Below are 18,141 nucleotides of genomic sequence, written 5' to 3'. Positions count from 1 at the left end.
CGCTATAGCCAAAACGCATAATCAAGCTCAAGGGTGGCCCATGGCCGGGGAAGATCGGCGCCTCGCAGGCGGCGCGACATTCATCGATTTCCAGACCGAGCCGTCCCGCTACCGGCACTGGAAGCTCGCGGTCGACGGCGATGTCGCGACGCTGACCATGGACGTCGATGAGAACGGCGGCCTGTTCGAGGGCTATCTGCTCAAGCTCAACTCCTACGATCTCGGCGTCGACATCGAGCTTGCCGACGTCGTCCAGCGGCTGCGCTTCGAGCACCCCGAGGTCAAGGTCGTGGTGATGCGCTCGGCCAAGAACCGCGTGTTCTGCGCCGGCGCCAACATCCGCATGCTTGCGGGCTCGACGCATGCCCACAAGGTCAATTTCTGCAAGTTCACCAACGAGACGCGCAACGGCATGGAAGACTCGTCGGAGAATTCCGGCCAGCGCTTCATCACCGTCGTGAACGGCTCGGCCGCGGGCGGCGGCTATGAGCTCGCGCTCGCCACCGACTACATCATGCTCGCCGATGACGGTGCGTCCGCCGTCGCCTTGCCGGAAGTGCCGCTGCTCGCGGTGCTGCCGGGCACCGGCGGCCTCACGCGTGTGGTCGACAAGCGCAAGGTGCGCCGCGATCGCGCCGATTTCTTCTGCACCATCGAGGAAGGCGTGAAGGGCAAGCGCGCCGTGCAATGGCGCCTGGTCGACGAGATCGCGCCGAACAGCAAACTCGAAGGCAAGGTTGCCGAGCGCGCCAGGGAATTCGCCCAGGCCTCGAAGCGCGCGGGCAGCGGCAAGGGCATCGCGCTGACGCCGCTCAAGCGCATCATCGATGAGACCAGCATCCGCTACGGCTTTGTCACCGTCGACATCGATCGCGCCGCGCGCATCGCCACGATCTCGATCAAGGCGCCTGAAGCCGCGCCGCCCGCCGACATCGACAGCATGATGGCGCAGGGTGTCGCGTTCTGGCCGCTCCAGGTCGCGCGCGAACTCGACGACGCGATCCTGCATCTGCGCATCAACGAGCTCGAGATCGCCATGCTGGTGTTCAAGAGCCATGGCGACCGCGCGCATGTGCTCGCCTGCGACGCCTTCCTCGAAGCCAACAAGACGCACTGGCTGGTCAACGAAATCAGGCACTACTGGAAGCGCGTCTTGAAGCGCATCGACGTCACCTCGCGGACGCTGGTGACGCTGGTCGAGCCCGGCTCCTGCTTCGCCGGCACGCTCGCCGAGCTCGTATTCGCCGCCGACCGCTCCTACATGCTGATCGGCACGCGCCAGGGCGACAACCGCCCGCCGCCGTCGATCGAACTGTCAGCGATGAATTTTGGCCCGTATCCGATGAGCCACGGCCTGACGCGGCTTCAGTCGCGCTTCCAGGCCGATCCGTCCGATGTGGAACGCGCAGAAGCCACGATGGGCACGGCGCTGGACGCCGAGCAGGCCGAAGAGCTCGGTCTCGTCACCTTCGCGCTCGACGACATCGACTGGGACGACGAGGTCCGCGTGTTCCTCGAGGAGCGCGCCAGCTTCTCGCCCGACAGCCTCACCGGCATGGAAGCGAGCCTGCGCTTCGTCGGCCCCGAGACGATGGAATCGAAAATCTTCTCCCGCCTCACCGCGTGGCAGAACTGGATCTTCCAGCGCCCGAACGCGGTCGGCGAGGAAGGCGCGCTGCGCCGCTACGGCAGCGGCCAGAAGCCGAAATTCGATATGACGCGGGTGTGATGACATTTGCTGCGTCATGGCCGGGCTCGTCCCGGCCATCCACGTCCTTGGCTGAGCAAGCCAGAACGTGGATGCCCGGCACAAGGCCGGGCATGACGAAAGAAATCCAAGGAGCACGGCCATGAACATGAACATCATGAACGTCGACTACTCGACCAAGATTCCGAACAACGTCAATCTCGCCGAAGACCGCCAGGTGCTGAAGGCGCTGGAAGGCTGGCATCCCGGCTACATGGACTGGTGGAAAGACATGGGGCCGGAAGGCTTCCAGGAATCGCTGGTGTACTTGCGCACCGCCTATTCGGTCGATCCGCGCGGCTGGGCCAAGTTCGATTACGTGCGCATGCCCGAGTATCGCTGGGGCATTCTCCTTGCTCCCCAGGAAGAGAACCGCGTCGTGCCGTTCGGCGAGCATTTTGGCGAGCCGGCCTGGCAGGAAGTCCCGGGTGAATATCGCGCCATGCTGCGCCGTCTGATCGTGATCCAGGGCGACACCGAGCCTGCCTCGGTCGAGCAGCAGCGCCACCTCGGCAAGACCGCGCCCTCGCTCTACGACATGCGCAATCTGTTTCAGGTCAATGTCGAGGAGGGCCGTCACCTCTGGGCGATGGTGTACCTGCTGCAAAAGTACTTCGGTCGCGACGGACGTGAAGAGGCTGACGATTTGTTGCGCCGCCGCTCGGGTGACGCCGACTCGCCACGCATGCTGGGCGCCTTCAACGAGGCGACGCCGGACTGGCTGTCCTTCTTCATGTTCACCTATTTCACCGACCGCGACGGCAAGATGCAGCTGCACTCGCTGGCGCAGTCGGGCTTCGATCCCCTGTCGCGCACCTGCCGCTTCATGCTGACGGAGGAAGCGCACCACATGTTCGTCGGCGAGACCGGCATCACCCGCGTCGTGCAGCGCACCTGCGATGCGATGCGGGAAGCCGGCATCACCGATCCCACCGAGATCGCGAAGGTCCGCGCGCTCGGTGTGATCGACCTGCCGACGATCCAGAAGAAGCTGAACCTGCATTATACGCTGTCGCTCGATCTGTTTGGCTCGGAAGTCTCGACCAACGCGGCGAACGCCTTCAACACCGGCATCAAGGGTCGCTATCACGAGACCCAGATCGACGACGATCATCAGCTCAAGAACGCCACCTATCCGGTGCTGAAGTTCATCGACGGCGAGATCAAACTGGTGGACGAGCCGGCGTTGACCGCGCTCAACATGCGTCTGCGCGACGATTACAGCCAGGATTGCGTCAAGGGCATGCTGCGCTGGAACAAGGTGATCTCGACCGCGGGCTACCAGTTTGAGCTCAAGCTGCCCAACGTCGCCTTCCATCGCCATATCGGCGAGTTCAAGGGCATCCACGCGACGCCGGATGGTCTGTTGATCGATGACGCAAATTGGGCCCGGCGCAAGGACGAATGGCTGCCCTCCACCGCGGACGGCGACTTCATCACCTCGCTGATGCAGCCCGTCACCGAGACCGGCCAGTTCGCCTCCTGGATCTCGCCGCCGAAAGTCGGCATCGACAACAAGCCCGGCGATTTCGAGTATGTGAGGATCGAGTCGTAGGAGCTGGTTCTCTGCCGGCTGATACACGCGAGGGAGGCGCAAAGCCTCCCATGTCGTCCCGGCGAAAGCCGGGACCCATAACCACAGGGAGAAGTTTGGCGGCGGGCTAGTTGTTCGGTACTCCTACCAACCGCAACCGATAGATCACGCGGTATGGGTCCCGGCCTGCGCCGGGACGACGCCGGAATTTGAGGCGCGGGCCGTTGCCTCAACTATCCCACCCGCTCCCCTTGATCCCCGGGTTCGCATAAACAATGCCACCATCCACCGCGATGGTCGCGCCAACCACATAGTCCCCCGCGCGCGAGGCGAGATAGATCGCAGCGCCCGCCATGTCCTCGTCGGTGCCGATGCGGCCCGCAGGCACGCGGGTCGAGACTTCGTCGGCATGATCGCGTGCGGCGCGGTTCATGTCGGATTTGAACGGGCCCGGCGCGATCGCGGTGACCACGACGTGGTCGCCGATCAGCTTCACGGCCATGCGCCGCGTCAAATGGATCAGCCCCGCCTTGCTTGCCGCGTAAGAATAGGTCTCGCCCGGATTGACGAAGATGCCGTCGATCGAGGCGATGTTGATCACTTTCGCCGGCCGCTCTGCTGATGCCGCCGCGCGCAGCGTGGGCGCCAGCGCCTTGGTCAGGAAGAACGGCGCCTTGACATTGAGGTTCATCACCTTGTCCCAGCCGCTCTCCGGAAACTCGTCGAACTCCGCGCCCCAGGCCGCGCCCGCATTGTTGACGAGGATGTCGAGTTTTGGCTCGCGCTTTCCGAATTCGCTCGCAAGCAGCTCGGCGCCGGCCAGCGTCGAGATGTCGATCGGCAACGCGATGCATTCGCCGTCATACTGCGCGGAGAGCTCGTTCGCGGTCGCTTCGCAAGGCCCGGCCTTGCGCGCGGTGATGTAGACCTTCGCAGCCCCTGCGCTGAGAAATCCCGCCGCGATCATCTTGCCGATGCCGCGCGAACCGCCGGTCACCAGCGCGACACGGCCTTTGAGCGAGAACAGATCGTCGAACATGGTGCCTCCCTTTGTTGGCGACGTTTTGAGCGCGGGCGGGGAGAGGAGTCAAGGAAGGCGCTGCATCGTCGTCCTGGCGAAAGCCAGGACCCATTACCCCAAGAAAGAGTTGTTTGAATGAGCTGCGGCCCGAGCGCGTCGCAAAATGGACAGCGGTGGTAATGGGTCCTGGCTTTCGCCAGGACGACGTCCGAGTTCGGGCAGCGAAGACGGAGAGATTTAAGCCGCCGCGATCCTGCGGAAGCCGTTCCACATCGCGGTCGCGGCGCCCGAGGTCAGCACCGGCAGAATCCGCGTGTCCTGGTAATTGCCGTTGAGCGAGACCCGTGGCAGCGCGGTCATGTGGCCGGCGTTTTCGGCGAACAGCATTCCGGGCCGCGTCGTCACCGCAGTCTTGAAGCCGGCGGACGCAGCGAGCACGAATTCACGCTCTCCCGCCGCCTCGCGATCGCCATAGGGATAGGCAAGATGTTGAACGTTGCGGCCGAGCGCCTGCTCGATTCGCGCGCGGCTTACGGCCATCTCCTGCGTGGCGATCTCTTCGCTTTGCTTGGCGAGATTGCAATGGCTGATGGAATGCGCGCCGATCGTGACAAGGGGATCGGCGGCAAATGTCTTCACCTCGTCCCAGGACAGGCAGAGGCTGCGGCACAGCGCGGCCATATCGACGCCGTACTTCGTGCAGAGCGCCTCGATCTCGCGCTTGAGATCGTGCTCGCCGGGCAGTGCGCGCAACCAGTCGTGCAGGCGGTCGAACGCCACCTGCTTGGCGGCTGGCGTCGTGGCATCGAGCCGCAGCGCGGCATTACCGATTGTCACCTCGATCTGCTCGGCCTTGGCGATCACGGCCTCCAGCGCCTCCCACCACAGCCGACCCGTGCCCTCCGCGAAATCGCTGGCGACATAGACCGCCAGAGGCGCGTCAAATTCGCGCAGAACCGGCAGCGCAAAATCGAGATTGTCGCGATAGCCATCGTCGAGCGTGAAGGCGGCGAAGCGCCGGTCGAACCGGCGCCGCACCAGCCGCTCATGCAGCTCGTCCATGCTGACGATGTCGATCTCGCGCGAGCGCAGATGGCACAGTGTCGCGCGCAGAAATTCGGGGGTGACTTCGAGATGCCTGTTCGGCTGGAACGCCGCGTCGCGGGCCGGCCGCACGTGATGCAGCATGAAAATGGCGCCGACGCCCGACAAAAGCGGGCGCAACAGGTGGTGGGCGCCGCTGAAATAGAGTGCTTCCAGCCCGGCGCGGATGACGTTGTTACGAAGTTGTTTCATGACCCGCTGGCGGACTTTGGCATTCCGTCTTCAACTTACGGAAGAACCCTTGAAGAAAAAGTTATTCCAATTGTCCACGCCCGGCCTTCGGAAGGGCGTCATTTCCGGTTTGACAGCCCGCCAAGGGTTTGTTTTGTCTCCGGTTCCAGAGTTCGGGTCGTCGAATGCAGAAGCTTTTCAGGTGGGCCAGCAAATGGTGGCCAGGGCTGATTCCCCTGGCCGTCATGTGGGGATTTGCGGCCTGGAATAATACTTCGCCGGTCGAGGCGGACCTTTCCGCCCGCAGCTCGGCGGCGCTAAAGGATACCGTTCTGGACAAGACCCGGATCGCAGTGGACGGCCGCGACGTCAGCCTGGCTGCGGACGCGTTTTCCGAGGAGGGTCGCCGCGACGCTGTGGTGGCTGTCGAGACCGTGCCCGGCGTGCGCCTGGTCGACGACCGGACCCGCCTCGTTCCCGAGGCAAAGCCCTTCGTCTGGAACGCCGAACGGGACGTGGTGCGGGTGACGCTGTCGGGCTCCGCGCCCCTGCCATCGATGAAGGGCCGGCTGACCGAGGCGGCCCGCAAGGAGGTCGCCGGTACAGAGGTGGCCGATCAGATGGGGCTGGCGCGCGGCGCACCGCCGCGGTTCGAGGCGGCTGCGATGCTGCTGCTCGACCAGATCGGCAAGCTCAAGGACGGCAAGATCACGATCACAGACACCAAGGTCACTCTGTCGGGGATGGCGCGCGATCTCGGCGGCCGCGAAGCGGTCGTAGCTGCGCTGAAAAACCTGCCCGAGGGCTTTTCGATCGCCGCCAACGACGTCAAGGCGCCGCCTTACGTCTTCCAGGCCTACAAGGATCCGGTGGCCGCGACGGTGACGCTGACCGGCTATGTTCCCGACAACAACGTCCACGCGGCCATCGCCACTAGCGCGTCCCGGAAATTCTTCAACGAAAAGGTCGTCGACAATCTCAAGGCCAGCGTCGGCGCGCCCGGCTCCTTCAGCCCCGCCGTGGTCGCAGCGCTCGGCGCGCTGTCGCGCCTGTCGACCGGCACGCTGGTCGTGTCCGACCGCGAGGTGAAGCTGTCGGGCGATGCGCTGTATGAAGGTGCCGCCAACGACATCCGCGCAGGCCTCGGCAAGGATTTCCCGAAGAACTGGCAGTACAAGCCGGAAATCACGGTGAAACCCGCGGCCGGCCCGGTCGACGGCACCGTGTGCCAGCAATTGTTCTCGGAGCTCTTGGCCAAGGCCAAGATTCGTTTCGCGGCGAAGCGCGCCGACATCGATCCGGATTCCGCCGGCATTCTCGATCATCTGATCGAGACGGCACTGCGATGCCCCACCACCAATATCGAGGTCGCCGGGCATACCGATGCCGACGGCGAGGATTCCTTCAACCAGGCACTCTCGGAGAAGCGCGCGCAGGCGGTGATCGACTATCTGGTCAAGGCCGGCCTGCCTGCCGGTCGCTTCACCGCTGTCGGCTACGGCAGCACGCAGCCGGTCGCCACCAATGACAGCGAAGACGCCAAGGCGCAGAACCGCCGCATCGAATTTCTGGTGAGGTGACGATGCCCTATCTCGTCTCGTTCCATCTGGGCTGGCTGATAGGCTCGCTGCTGCTCGGCTTCTGCATGGGCTGGATCTCGGTGGTCCAACGCGGCAACGGCACCTCGAAGGTGACCGCGCGCTGGCTCGCCGTGCTTGCTGCCGGCCTGGTCGCGGCCTCGTTCGCGCATGTGGTCCCCGGCCGCTTCGGCTACTGGCTCGACCTCGGCCTGATCATGTTCGCCTGCTATCTCGTCGGCGGCGCCATCGGCGCCTGGCTGCGCGACCGGGTGGTTGCGCGCAGCGCCGGCCTGAGCGGCTGAGCTGAGGGGCAAACGCGCTCATCACTTGCGCCACCATCAGATTGCCAGGGAGTCGAGTGGTGCTTGACATTAATACGTACGTACGTATTATGAAGTCATGCCAAAGCCATCGCTCAAAGACGCCATCATCGACGCCGGCCTCAATGTCATGTTCCGCACCGGCTATCACGGCACCAGCGTGCGCGATGTAACCACCGCCGCCGGCGCGCCGCAGGGGTCCTTCACCAACCATTTCCGCTCCAAGGAGGCGTTCGCCTCCGAGGTGCTCGACCGCTATTTCGACATCACCAGGGGCTTGGTCGCGGAGGCATTGCAGGATGTTTCGCTGAGCCCCCGCGCGCGGCTCAAGCGCTACCTCGACATCATCACGGGCAGGCTGGAAGCCGACGGCTTTGGTCGCGGCTGCCTGATCGGCGATCTCAGTCTGGAAGCGACCGGCAGCAGCGAGATGCTGCGCGTGCGCCTCGCCGACATCTTTGCCGAATGGCGCGTGCCGTTCGCCGCCTGCATCGCCGAGGCGCAGACCCGCGGCGAGATCGCATCCGATTTCGAGCCTGAGGAGCTCGCCGACTTCCTGCTCGCGTCCTGGCAGGGCGCGATCCTGCGCATGAAGGTCGACCGCAATCCGAAAGCGCTCGAACGTTTCAAGACTATCGCATTCCAAACCGTGTTCAAGGAGCTGACATGACCAAGCAGATCGAGATCAAGATTCGCAAAGCGTCCGTCCTCGGAAGCAGCATGGCTTATCGTGAGACGGGCGCGCAGAACGCGCCGGTCGCGCTCTTCCTGCACGGCAATCCGACTTCCTCGCACATCTGGCGCAACATCATGCCCTTGGTGTCACCGGTCGCGCATTGCCTCGCGCCCGACAACGTCGGCTTCGGTCAGTCCGACAAGCCCGACATCGCCTACCGCTTCTTTGACCACGTCCGCTATCTCGATGCCTTCATCGAACAGCGCGGTATCACGTCGGCCTATCTCATCGCGCAGGATTGGGGCACGGCGCTCGCATTTCATCTTGCGGCGCGCCGACCGGATTTCGTGCGCGGCGTCGCCTTCATGGAGTTCATCCGTCCGATGCCGACCTGGCAGGACTTCCACTACACCGAGGTTGCCGCAGAGCAGGAGCATGCCGAGGCGGCACGGGCGGCCTTCCGCAAATTCAGGACGCCGGGCGAGGGCGAGGCGATGATCCTCAAGGCGAATGCTTTCGTCGAGCGCGTGCTCCCCGGCGGCATCGTCCGCAAGCTCAGCGACGACGAGATGGCGCCCTATCGCGCGCCGTTCCCGACACCGGAGAGCCGCCGGCCCGTTCTTGCGCTTCCGCGCGAACTGCCGATCGCAGGCGAGCCTGCTGACGTCTATGGCGCGCTCCAATCCGCGCATGCGGCGCTGGCCGCGTCGTCCTATCCAAAACTCTTGTTCACGGCCGAGCCTGGAGCTCTGGTCGCGCCGGAATTTGCCGAACGGTTTGCAGCCTCCCTGAAGCACTGCGCGCTGGTTCGTCTCGGCGCCGGCCTGCATTTCCTCCAGGAGGATCACCCCGAGGCGATCGGGCGCTCCGTGGCCGGCTGGATCGCGGGGATCGAGGCGGTGCGCCCGCAGCTTGCGGCCTGAGCAGATCGCTACCTCCGAACGACATGCTCATCGCGGCCGCTGGCGGGCGGCCGCGATGACGTCTGTGATGTCGCAGTGCAACCGGATGGATCGGGCGCGAGCCGTCGGCCACGTAATCGCGCGGGCCGCAGCGGCCTCGCGCCGCGCCACCCCCTCTTTCAACAGGGGAATCCGGCCCATAGATTGACGTCGGCTTAAGTCGTGACGGAACATTGTGCGGTCGAAATCATCAAAACTTCATGGCCACTGCGCAGGATTGCCATGGAGATTCGCGTCAGTCTTGCCGCCGAAAGCGCCAAACCGTGCATCAGGAGCCCGCAACCCTGCCTAAAATATTGAAGGCACGAGTTTTTGTTCGAATTGCCGAATTCCACTCCGCCCGGAAACGCGCTAGTGGAGGGATAGTAGGTATGCGCCATGCCGGGACCCGCAGCGAGGGTTCGTCGGGTGCCTGCGTGTCGTTCGCCTGTTCGCCGGCCACCCTGGCCGCTGAAGCGTTGTTCGAGGTTTAGATGCTGGAAGCCATACGCAGGGCGATGTCGTTTCTGCGCCAGAAGCAAATCCTGCATAAGCTTGGAGTTGTGATCAGCGTCGCGGTCATCGGCATCGCTTGCTATGTGCTCTACCACATGCTGCGCGGCATCGATGTCAACGAAGTCCTCGAAGCGATCAAGAGCACCGAGCCGAGCCAGATTGCGATGGCGGCGCTGTTCGTCGCCGCGGGCTATTTCACGCTGACCTTCTACGACCTGTTCGCCGTGCGCGCGATCGGCCACGCCCACGTGCCCTATCGGATCAACGCGCTCGCCGCCTTCACCAGCTATTCGATTGGCCACAATGTCGGCGCCAGCGTCTTCACCGGCGGCGCGGTGCGCTACCGCATCTATTCTGCCTACGGCCTGAACGCGATCGACGTCGCAAAAATTTGCTTCCTCGCCGGCCTGACCTTCTGGCTCGGCAATGCCGCGGTGCTGGGCCTCGGCATCTCCTATCATCCGGAGGCTGCGGCCTCGATAGACCAGCTTCCGGCCTGGCTGAACCGGACGCTGGCGATGATGATTATCGTCGGCCTGGTGGCTTACGTGGTGTGGGTCTGGACCCAGCCGCGAATGGTCGGCCGCGGGCCCTGGACTGTGATGCTGCCGGGCGGTCCGCTGACGCTGCTCCAGATCGCGATCGGCATTATCGATCTCGGCTTCTGCGCGCTCGCGATGTACGTGCTGGTCCCGGACGAGCCCAATCTCGGCTTCGTGGTGGTCGCGGTGATCTTCGTCTCGGCCACGCTGCTCGGCTTTGCCAGTCATTCGCCCGGGGGCCTTGGCGTGTTCGACGCGGCCATGCTGGTCGGTCTCTGGCAGATGGACCGCGAGGAGCTGCTGGGCGGGATGCTGCTGTTCCGCGTCCTCTATTATCTGTCCCCTTTCGTCATATCTGTAATCTTGCTGACGTTTCGCGAAGTTATCATCGGCGCACGATCGAAACGCCTGCAACAGGCCGCGCTCAAGCTTGACCCCGGCCCCGCGCCTGAAGCCGCTTACGTGAGAAAGCGCAGCGACAGCGGCGCCTGACCGGCGCAAGATCCTTTTGGAGAAGCCCGCCCCGATGGCGATCGACGCCCCATCTTCTCCCTCCTCCCAGCCCTGGTCCGACCGGCTGCGGCACTCGACCGTCATCCTGATCGCCGCGGCGCTGGCGCTGTCGGTGGTGGTCTCGCTGGGCGAATTGCTGGCGCTGCATGCCATTGCGGTGTTCCTCTGCATCGCGGCCGCGGCGCTGATCCCGTGGCGCCTGCACGATACCGCCGCCTCCCGCGAAGAGACCCGCCGCGTCAACCCGGTCGAGAGCGCGGCGGTGGCCGCGGTGGTCGCTGGCATGCCCGATCCCGCGGTGCTGCTCGACCGCGCCGGCCGCGTCATCCATCTCAACGCCGCGGCCGCCCAGCTCGCGCCGGCGCTACGCCGGAATGAGCTCGCCCAGTTCGCGCTGCGTTCGCCCGAGATCATCACGGCGCTCCGCGAGTCGATCGCGACCACCGAGCCGCGGCGCGCGACCTATCTCGACCATGTCCCGGTCGATCGGTGGATGGAGCTGACCATCACGCCGGTGCCGGTGCCCACCACCTTCGGCGGCGCCGACAAATGCATGCTGATGACCTTCCACGACCAGACGCCGCTGCGCCGGGTCGAGGAGATGCGAGCCGACTTCGTCGCCAATGCCAGCCACGAGCTGCGCACGCCGCTGGCCGCGCTGTCCGGCTTCATCGACACGCTCCAGGGCCAAGCCAAGGACGATCCCAAGGCGCGCGAGCGCTTCCTCGGCATCATGCACAACCAGGCGACCCGCATGGCACGCCTGATCGACGATCTGCTGTCGCTGTCGCGGGTGGAGCTGTCGGCCCATGTGCGGCCCGACACCCTGGTCGACCTGCTGCCGATCATCTTGCAGGTCGCCGATGGGCTCGAGCCGCTGGCGCGGGAGCGCCAGGTCGAGGTCGAGACCCAGCTCCCTGAGAGCCCGGTGCTGATCGCGGGGGACCGCGAGGAGCTGCTCCGCCTGTTCGAGAATTTGATCGAGAACGCGCTCAAATACGGCGCCTCGGGTGGTCGCGTCATCGTGTCGCTGATATCAGGCGCCGCCCCTGATGGAACTCAGGAAATCCGGGTCCTGGTCCGGGATTTCGGCCCCGGCATCGCGCCGGAGCACCTGCCGCGGCTGACCGAGCGCTTCTACCGGGTCGATGTCGGCGACAGCCGCTCGCAGGGCGGCACGGGCCTCGGATTATCGCTGGTGAAACATATTCTTAACCGCCATCGCGGCCGGCTTTTGATCGAAAGCGTGCCCAAACAGGGCGCCATTTTCACCGCCTGTTTCCCCCAGGGCAAGCCCGCGGCTCTGAGCTAAATTCCAGCAATTTCAGCTGCTTAACGCTGTCATCCGACTGTCACCAAACCTTCGTAAAAGCTCAGCTGTCCGCTCCTAAAGGGGCGGCACGGGGAGCGCGATCGGGCGCGGATGGCGCTTCGCTCCCCTGTATGGAGACCAGCATGAATTTCCTCAAAACACTCGTCGCTGCTGGCATGGTCGCCGCATCGACGACGGCGGCCTTTGCTGCCGATATCACCGGAGCCGGCGCGACGTTCCCGTTCCCGATCTATTCCAAATGGGCCGACGCCTACAAGAAGGAGACCGGCAACGGTCTGAATTACCAGTCGATCGGCTCCGGCGGCGGCATCAAGCAGATCCAGGCCAAGACCGTGACCTTCGGCGCCAGCGACGCGCCGCTCAAGGCCGAGCAGCTCGAGAAGGACGGCCTCGTCCAGTGGCCGATGGTGATGGGCGCCATCGTTCCCGTCGTCAACATCGAGGGCGTGAAGCCCGGTGAGATGGTGTTCGACGGCGAGACCCTGGCTAGCATCTATCTCGGCAAGATCACCAAATGGGACGACGCCGCGATCAAGAAGCTGAACCCGAACGTGAAGCTGCCCTCGGAGGCCATCACCGTGGTCCGCCGGTCGGACGGTTCGGGCACCACCTTCAACTTCACCAACTACCTCGCCAAGGCCAGCGCGGACTGGAAGAGCAAGGTCGGTGAAGGTACCGCCGTCGAATGGCCGGTCGGCGTCGGCGCCAAGGGTAACGAAGGCGTGTCCGGCAACATCAGCCAGACCAAGAACTCGATCGGCTACGTCGAGTACGCCTATGCCAAGCAGAACAAGCTGACCTACACCGGTCTCGTCAACAAGGCCGGCAAGCCGGTGCAGCCCACCGTCGAAGCCTTCCAGGCGGCCGCCTCCAACGCCGACTGGGCCAAGGCTCCCGGCTACTACGTCATCCTGACCGACCAGCCCGGCGAGAAGTCCTGGCCGATCACGGCGGCGACCTTCATCCTCATGCACAAGGACGCCACCGACAAGGCGGCCTCGCAGGAAGCGATCAAGTTCTTCCGCTGGGCTTTCAAGAGCGGCAGCAAGGCGGCTGAAGAGCTCGACTACATCCCGATGCCGGACCCGGTGGTTCAGCTGATCGAGAAGACCTGGGCTGCCGAAATCAAGAGCTAGTCTCGCGACGCTCGTGCCCCGGATGCGCTGCGCCGCATCCGGGGCACGGACCAACAAAAAACGTATACTATTTGGAACAGGGGATCGGCGTGGCAGAGATGGCCGTTCAGAGCGATGTAATCGACGACGCCGGACCGTATGATCGCGCCAAGGCCTTGAGCGCGTTCAAGCTCGGCGACGTCACCTTCTACTGGATCACGCGGCTCTCCGCGATCTCGGTGCTTCTGATCCTCGGCGGCATCATCATTTCGCTGATCGTCGGCGCCTTCCCGGCGATGAAGGAATTCGGGGTCTCGTTCCTGTGGACGCAGCGCTGGGCGCCATCCGCCGATCCGCCGGTGCTCGGCGCGCTCGGGCCGATGTACGGCACGCTCGTCACCTCCTTCATCGCGATGCTGATCGCCATTCCCGTGGGTCTCGGCATTGCCATCTTCCTTACCGAGCTCTGCCCGCAATGGCTGCGCCGCCCGATCGGCATGGCGATCGAGCTGCTCGCCGGCATCCCTTCGATCATCTACGGCATGTGGGGCTTCTTCGTGCTGGGCCCATTCCTGGCCAATACGTTCCAGCCCTTCATGATCAAGATCTTCGACGGCGTGCCCGTGCTGGGCGCGATCTTCGCGGGACCGCCGTCCTATCTCAGCCTGTTCAATGCCGCGCTGATCCTCGCCATCATGGTGCTGCCCTTCATCACCTCGATCTCGGTCGACGTGTTCAAGACGGTGCCGCCGGTCCTGAAGGAAGCCGCCTACGGCGTCGGCTGCACCACCTGGGAAGTCGTCCGCAGCGTGGTGATCCCCTACACCCGCGTCGGCGTCATCGGCGGCGTCATGCTGGCGCTGGGCCGCGCGCTCGGCGAGACCATGGCGGTGACCTTCATCATCGGCAACTCGTTCCGGATCTCGTCGTCGATCTTCGCCCCCGGCACCACGATATCGGCGGCGATCGCATCCGAGTTCGCGGAGAGCGACGGCCTGCACCAGTCCGGCCTGATCCTGCTCGGCCTGCTGCTGTTCGTACTGACGTTCTTCGTGCTCGCAGCGGCGCGGCTGATGCTGATGCGGCTGGAAAAGAAGGCGGGGAACTAGCGCCATGAACCCGATCTATTCAAGTCGCCGTCGCAAGGACATCGTCGTCCGCGGGCTCTGCATCGCCGCAACCGCCTTCGGCGTCACCTGGCTCGCGCTGATCCTGATCACGCTGCTCTACAACGGAGTGGCGGGACTCAATGTCCAGCTGTTCACCGAGAACACGCCGCCACCGGGATCGAACGAGGGCGGTCTGCTCAACGCCATCGTCGGCTCGCTGATCATGACCGTGATCGGCGTCGGCATCGGCGCGCCGCTTGGCATGTTCGCCGGCACTTATCTTGCCGAATACGGCCGCAATGACCGGCTGACCTCGGTGATCCGCTTCATCAACGACATCCTGCTCTCGGCGCCCTCGATCATCATCGGCCTGTTCATCTACGGCGCGGTGGTGGTGCCCATGCGCGGCTTCTCGGCGATCGCAGGCTCGCTCGCGCTCGCGGTCATCGTGATCCCGGTGGTGCTGCGCACGACCGAGGACATGCTGCTGCTGGTGCCGAACGCGTTGCGTGAGGCGGCCTCGGCGCTCGGCCTACCGCGTTCGCTGGTGATCAAACGGATCGCTTATCGTGCTGCCCGATCGGGTCTCATCACGGGCGTGCTGCTCGCGACCGCCCGCGTCGCCGGTGAGACCGCGCCGCTGCTGTTCACCGCGCTGTCGAACCAGTTCTTCAGCCTCGGCCTGAACAAGACGATGGCGAACCTGCCGGTCACCATCAACAACTTCGTGCAGAGCCCCTATGTCTACTGGAAGCAGTTGGCCTGGAGCGGGGCGCTGCTCATCACCCTGACCGTTCTTGCCCTTAATATTGGCGCGCGCATCCTTGGCGCCGAGAGGACCGCAAAATGAGTGATCTTTCCGTATCGATGAGCGCGGCCGGTGGGCTGCCCCACGCGCCGGTGCTGCCGGAGGCGCCGCCCAAGGTGACCGTACGCAACCTGAATTTCTATTACGGCGAGCACCACGCGCTGAAGAACATCAACCTGACGCTCGGCGCCAACCGCGTCACGGCGTTCATCGGTCCGTCGGGCTGCGGCAAGTCGACCCTGCTGCGCATCTTCAACCGGATGTACGACCTCTATCCCGGCCAGCGCGCCACCGGTCAGCTCATGCTCGATCAGACCAACATCCTGGACGGCAAGCTGGACCTCAATTTGCTGCGCGCCCGCGTCGGTATGGTGTTCCAGAAGCCGACGCCGTTCCCGATGACGATCTACGAGAACATCGCGTTCGGCATCCGTCTCTATGAGAAGATCTCGAAGTCCGAGATGGACGGCCGCGTCGAAAAGGCGCTGCGCGGCGGCGCGCTGTGGAACGAGGTCAAGGACAAGCTCAACGCCTCCGGCCTGTCGCTCTCCGGCGGCCAGCAGCAGCGCCTCTGCATCGCCCGCACCGTCGCGGTGAGGCCCGAGGTGATCTTGTTCGACGAACCCTGCTCGGCGCTCGACCCGATCTCGACCGCCAAGGTCGAGGAGCTGATCCAGGAGCTATCCGAGGATTACACGATCGCGATCGTCACTCACAACATGCAGCAGGCGGCGCGCGTCTCCGACAAGACCGCCTTCATGTATCTCGGCGAGCTGATCGAGTTCGACGACACCAGCAAGATCTTCACGTCGCCGACCGACCGGCGCACGCAGGATTACATCACCGGCCGGTTCGGCTAGGAGACGCGACATGGGTTCTGAACATACCGCAAAGGCCTTCGATACCGACCTCCAGGAACTCACCCGCCTGGTCGCCGAGATGGGTGGCATCGCCGAGCGCATGATCGTCGAGTCCGTCGACGCGCTGATCCGCCGCGACGTCCCGCTCGGCCAGCGTGTCGTCGCCATCGACACCGAGCTGGACGCGCTGCAGAAGCGCATCGAGGAGCGTGCGGTGCTCACCATCGCCCGCCGTCAGCCGATGGCGGTCGATTTGCGCGAGATCGTCGGCGCCATGCGCGTCGCGACCGATCTCGAGCGCATCGGCGACCTCGCCAAGAACATGGGCAAGCGCGTCGCCGCGCTGGAGACGGACTTCCATCCGCTCAAGCTGTTCCGCGGCCTCGAGCACATGACCGACCTCGTGCAGCAGCAGGTCAAGTCGGTGCTGGACGCCTATGCCGCGCATGATCTCCCGGCGGCGATGGCGGTGTGGAAGGGCGACGAGGAGGTCGACGCCATCTGCACCTCGCTGTTCCGCGAGCTCCTCACCTACATGATGGAGGATCCGCGCAATATCTCGTTCTGTATTCACCTGATGTTCTGCGCCAAGAACATCGAGCGGATCGGCGACCACGCCACCAACATCGCCGAGACCGTGTTCTACATGATCGAGGGCCAGGCGATCACCGACAAGCGGCCGAAGGGCGACATGACGACCTTCGCCAACACGGTACCGAACACCTGAAGACTTAAGGAGCGACGACCCGATGGGCGCACGCATTATGGTGGTTGAGGACGAGGAAGCTCTGACCGAGCTTCTCCGCTACAACCTCGAAGGCGATGGCTATGACGTCGAGACGGTGATGCGCGGCGACGACGCCGACACCCGCCTCAAGGAGCACATCCCCGATCTGATCGTGCTCGACTGGATGCTGCCGGGCCTGTCAGGCATCGAATTGTGCCGGCGGCTTCGCACCCGTCCCGAGACCAAGCAGCTCCCGATCATCATGCTCACCGCGCGCGGCGAGGAGAGCGAGCGGGTGCGGGGTCTTGCGACCGGCGCCGACGATTACATCGTCAAGCCGTTCTCGGTGCCGGAGCTGCTGGCGCGCGTGAAAGGCCTGCTGCGGCGCGCGAGCCCCGAGCGGCTCGCCACCGTACTTGCTTTTGGCGACATTGAGCTCGACCGCGACAAGCGCCGCGTGGCGCGCTCGGGTCGGCCGATCGATCTCGGTCCGACCGAATATCGCCTGCTGGAGTTCTTCCTGGAGCATCCGGGCCGGGTGTTCTCGCGCGAGCAATTGCTCGACAGCGTCTGGGGCCGCGACATCTATATCGACGAGCGGACCGTCGACGTACATATCGGCCGCCTGCGCAAGCTGCTCAACCTCGGCCGCGAGCAGGACCCGATCCGCACCGTCCGCGGCGCCGGCTACGCGCTGGATGATCGGTTTGCCAAGGCGGAGCAGGTGTAGGAGATTTTGCGGTGTGATGTTGGCAGGTGATCTAGCGCTGCCGCCACAATCTCCGATGTCGTCCCGGCGAAGGCCGGGATCCATAACCACAGGGCGCGGTTTGGCGAAGACTCGGAGTTACCCTTTCGCACAACAACTACGTGCTCGGAGTATGGGTCCCGGCCTTCGCCGGGACGACATTCATTATTTTTGAGCCGTCATCGCGTCACGGCTCGATCCTGAAATCGAAACTGACTTACCGCGGACCCGGCTTCACCGGTGCGCGGCGCCGATCGGACGCCGGCTGGTAGGCAACGCGCGAGTGCTGGGCGCAATAGGGCAGGCCGGACAGCGCCCGGCCACCGCAGAAGAAGAAGTCCGGGCTCGAGGGATCGCCGACCGGCCAGTGGCAGGTCGCCTCGTTCAATTCCAGCAGCGACAGCCTCTGGCTCATCGGCACCACGTTGTCGTAGGTGACCGGATCCGGCTCAGCCTCGACCTCGAAGGCCTGCGCCAGCGCGGTGTTGCCGCGCGAGATCGGGCGGCTCACCCGCATCATGTGCTGCGCGGGGCGCGCCTTGCGCGGCCGGGGCGCTGCCGATGACGGGCTCTTGGCGCGGCCCGAAAGGCCGAGCCTGTGCACTTTGCCGATCACGGCATTGCGGGTCACATTGCCGAGCTCCGCCGCGATCTGGCTGGCCGAAAGTCCGGCCTCCCAGAGCTTTTTCAGCTGCTCGACGCGATCATCGGACCAGGTCAAAACCGTCATTGCACCCTTTCCCTCGCTGCGCGCCAGCCATCCTGGGGCCTCGCAG

General features: G+C 64.5%; 17 protein-coding genes. 14 read left to right on the top strand and 3 right to left on the bottom strand.

Annotated elements, in window-relative coordinates; genetic code table 11:
• Positions 1–40: 40 nt before the first annotated feature.
• The gene (gene boxC / locus AC0L27_RS30335; protein WP_354206124.1) at positions 41–1,729 is read left to right on the top strand and encodes a 2,3-epoxybenzoyl-CoA dihydrolase; all 1,689 of its coding nucleotides are present in this window, start codon (positions 41–43) and stop codon (positions 1,727–1,729) included.
• Between the two features lie 121 nt (positions 1,730–1,850).
• Entirely contained in the window at positions 1,851–3,302 is a 1,452-nt protein-coding gene (boxB, locus tag AC0L27_RS30330) for a benzoyl-CoA 2,3-epoxidase subunit BoxB (RefSeq protein ID WP_354206126.1), read from the top strand.
• Between the two features lie 208 nt (positions 3,303–3,510).
• On the opposite strand, the gene AC0L27_RS30325 is transcribed toward boxB, so the two are convergent.
• Together AC0L27_RS30325 and AC0L27_RS30320 are read right to left on the bottom strand one after the other, a co-directional pair.
• On the bottom strand, positions 3,511–4,320 hold the full coding sequence (locus AC0L27_RS30325; RefSeq protein ID WP_354063943.1) for an SDR family oxidoreductase: 810 nt from the start codon (positions 4,318–4,320) through the stop codon (positions 3,511–3,513).
• 219 nt (positions 4,321–4,539) lie between these two features.
• Positions 4,540–5,598, bottom strand: a complete 1,059-nt coding sequence (locus AC0L27_RS30320) for a polysaccharide deacetylase family protein (RefSeq protein ID WP_354206129.1) — start codon at positions 5,596–5,598, stop codon at positions 4,540–4,542.
• A gap of 164 nt (positions 5,599–5,762) precedes the next feature.
• Here AC0L27_RS30320 and AC0L27_RS30315 point away from each other — a divergent pair, with 164 nt between their 5' ends.
• The 12 genes from AC0L27_RS30315 to phoB all read left to right on the top strand — a co-directional run bounded on the left by AC0L27_RS30315 (position 5,763) and on the right by phoB (position 17,347).
• Positions 5,763–7,157 carry an OmpA family protein gene (locus tag AC0L27_RS30315; protein WP_354254596.1) on the top strand — a complete coding sequence of 465 codons (1,395 nt, stop codon included), beginning with the start codon at positions 5,763–5,765 and terminating at the stop codon, positions 7,155–7,157.
• Positions 7,158–7,159: 2 nt separating this feature from the next.
• Complete coding sequence (locus AC0L27_RS30310) at positions 7,160–7,459, top strand: hypothetical protein (RefSeq protein ID WP_473321400.1); 300 nt, start codon at positions 7,160–7,162, stop codon at positions 7,457–7,459.
• A gap of 97 nt (positions 7,460–7,556) precedes the next feature.
• Positions 7,557–8,147: a TetR/AcrR family transcriptional regulator gene (locus AC0L27_RS30305; protein ID WP_354063949.1), complete on the top strand. Its 591-nt coding sequence runs from the start codon at positions 7,557–7,559 to the stop codon at positions 8,145–8,147.
• A complete protein-coding gene (locus tag AC0L27_RS30300) occupies positions 8,144–9,076 on the top strand; it encodes a haloalkane dehalogenase (RefSeq protein WP_354206134.1) in 933 nt (310 codons plus the stop codon). The genes AC0L27_RS30305 and AC0L27_RS30300 overlap by 4 nt, the downstream gene beginning before the upstream one ends.
• Positions 9,077–9,588: 512 nt before the next feature.
• Complete coding sequence (locus tag AC0L27_RS30295) at positions 9,589–10,644, top strand: lysylphosphatidylglycerol synthase domain-containing protein (protein WP_275168452.1); 1,056 nt, start codon at positions 9,589–9,591, stop codon at positions 10,642–10,644.
• A gap of 34 nt (positions 10,645–10,678) precedes the next feature.
• Positions 10,679–11,977: an ATP-binding protein gene (locus AC0L27_RS30290; protein WP_275168451.1), complete on the top strand. Its 1,299-nt coding sequence runs from the start codon at positions 10,679–10,681 to the stop codon at positions 11,975–11,977.
• Positions 11,978–12,120: 143 nt separating this feature from the next.
• Positions 12,121–13,134, top strand: a complete 1,014-nt coding sequence (gene pstS, locus AC0L27_RS30285) for a phosphate ABC transporter substrate-binding protein PstS (RefSeq protein ID WP_354254593.1) — start codon at positions 12,121–12,123, stop codon at positions 13,132–13,134.
• Between the two features lie 98 nt (positions 13,135–13,232).
• Positions 13,233–14,222, top strand: a complete 990-nt coding sequence (pstC, locus tag AC0L27_RS30280; protein WP_007615692.1) for a phosphate ABC transporter permease subunit PstC — start codon at positions 13,233–13,235, stop codon at positions 14,220–14,222.
• A gap of 4 nt (positions 14,223–14,226) precedes the next feature.
• On the top strand, positions 14,227–15,072 hold the full coding sequence (gene pstA, locus AC0L27_RS30275; RefSeq protein ID WP_275168449.1) for a phosphate ABC transporter permease PstA: 846 nt from the start codon (positions 14,227–14,229) through the stop codon (positions 15,070–15,072).
• Positions 15,069–15,890 carry a phosphate ABC transporter ATP-binding protein PstB gene (pstB, locus tag AC0L27_RS30270; RefSeq protein WP_007597875.1) on the top strand — a complete coding sequence of 274 codons (822 nt, stop codon included), beginning with the start codon at positions 15,069–15,071 and terminating at the stop codon, positions 15,888–15,890. Before pstA ends, pstB begins: the two co-directional genes overlap by 4 nt.
• Positions 15,891–15,900: 10 nt before the next feature.
• Positions 15,901–16,617 carry a phosphate signaling complex protein PhoU gene (gene phoU, locus AC0L27_RS30265; RefSeq protein WP_018456067.1) on the top strand — a complete coding sequence of 239 codons (717 nt, stop codon included), beginning with the start codon at positions 15,901–15,903 and terminating at the stop codon, positions 16,615–16,617.
• A gap of 22 nt (positions 16,618–16,639) precedes the next feature.
• Positions 16,640–17,347, top strand: a complete 708-nt coding sequence (phoB, locus tag AC0L27_RS30260) for a phosphate regulon transcriptional regulator PhoB (protein WP_007597871.1) — start codon at positions 16,640–16,642, stop codon at positions 17,345–17,347.
• Positions 17,348–17,582: 235 nt separating this feature from the next.
• Here phoB and AC0L27_RS30255 read toward each other — a convergent pair whose 3' ends face one another.
• Positions 17,583–18,095 (bottom strand): GcrA family cell cycle regulator, encoded by a 513-nt coding sequence (locus AC0L27_RS30255; RefSeq protein ID WP_007597869.1) that lies wholly within the window; start codon positions 18,093–18,095, stop codon positions 17,583–17,585.
• Positions 18,096–18,141 lie beyond the last annotated feature (46 nt).

This window comes from Bradyrhizobium sp. Ken51, from assembly GCF_055807435.1.
The sequence above is the reverse complement of the archived record's forward strand: the minus strand, read 5'-3'. Positions and strand labels throughout refer to the sequence as shown.

Coding starts and splice junctions, on each gene's coding strand:
- AC0L27_RS30315 (WP_354254596.1), top strand. CDS start 5,763: ATGCAGAAGCTTTTCAGGTGGGCCAGCAAATGGTGGCCAGGGCTGATT.
- boxB (WP_354206126.1), top strand. CDS start 1,851: ATGAACATGAACATCATGAACGTCGACTACTCGACCAAGATTCCGAAC.
- AC0L27_RS30310 (WP_473321400.1), top strand. CDS start 7,160: ATGCCCTATCTCGTCTCGTTCCATCTGGGCTGGCTGATAGGCTCGCTG.
- AC0L27_RS30325 (WP_354063943.1), bottom strand. CDS start 4,320: ATGTTCGACGATCTGTTCTCGCTCAAAGGCCGTGTCGCGCTGGTGACC.
- AC0L27_RS30320 (WP_354206129.1), bottom strand. CDS start 5,598: ATGAAACAACTTCGTAACAACGTCATCCGCGCCGGGCTGGAAGCACTC.
- pstB (WP_007597875.1), top strand. CDS start 15,069: ATGAGTGATCTTTCCGTATCGATGAGCGCGGCCGGTGGGCTGCCCCAC.
- pstS (WP_354254593.1), top strand. CDS start 12,121: ATGAATTTCCTCAAAACACTCGTCGCTGCTGGCATGGTCGCCGCATCG.
- boxC (WP_354206124.1), top strand. CDS start 41: ATGGCCGGGGAAGATCGGCGCCTCGCAGGCGGCGCGACATTCATCGAT.
- AC0L27_RS30255 (WP_007597869.1), bottom strand. CDS start 18,095: ATGACGGTTTTGACCTGGTCCGATGATCGCGTCGAGCAGCTGAAAAAG.
- pstC (WP_007615692.1), top strand. CDS start 13,233: ATGGCCGTTCAGAGCGATGTAATCGACGACGCCGGACCGTATGATCGC.
- AC0L27_RS30295 (WP_275168452.1), top strand. CDS start 9,589: ATGCTGGAAGCCATACGCAGGGCGATGTCGTTTCTGCGCCAGAAGCAA.
- pstA (WP_275168449.1), top strand. CDS start 14,227: ATGAACCCGATCTATTCAAGTCGCCGTCGCAAGGACATCGTCGTCCGC.
- AC0L27_RS30300 (WP_354206134.1), top strand. CDS start 8,144: ATGACCAAGCAGATCGAGATCAAGATTCGCAAAGCGTCCGTCCTCGGA.
- phoU (WP_018456067.1), top strand. CDS start 15,901: ATGGGTTCTGAACATACCGCAAAGGCCTTCGATACCGACCTCCAGGAA.
- AC0L27_RS30305 (WP_354063949.1), top strand. CDS start 7,557: ATGCCAAAGCCATCGCTCAAAGACGCCATCATCGACGCCGGCCTCAAT.
- AC0L27_RS30290 (WP_275168451.1), top strand. CDS start 10,679: ATGGCGATCGACGCCCCATCTTCTCCCTCCTCCCAGCCCTGGTCCGAC.
- phoB (WP_007597871.1), top strand. CDS start 16,640: ATGGGCGCACGCATTATGGTGGTTGAGGACGAGGAAGCTCTGACCGAG.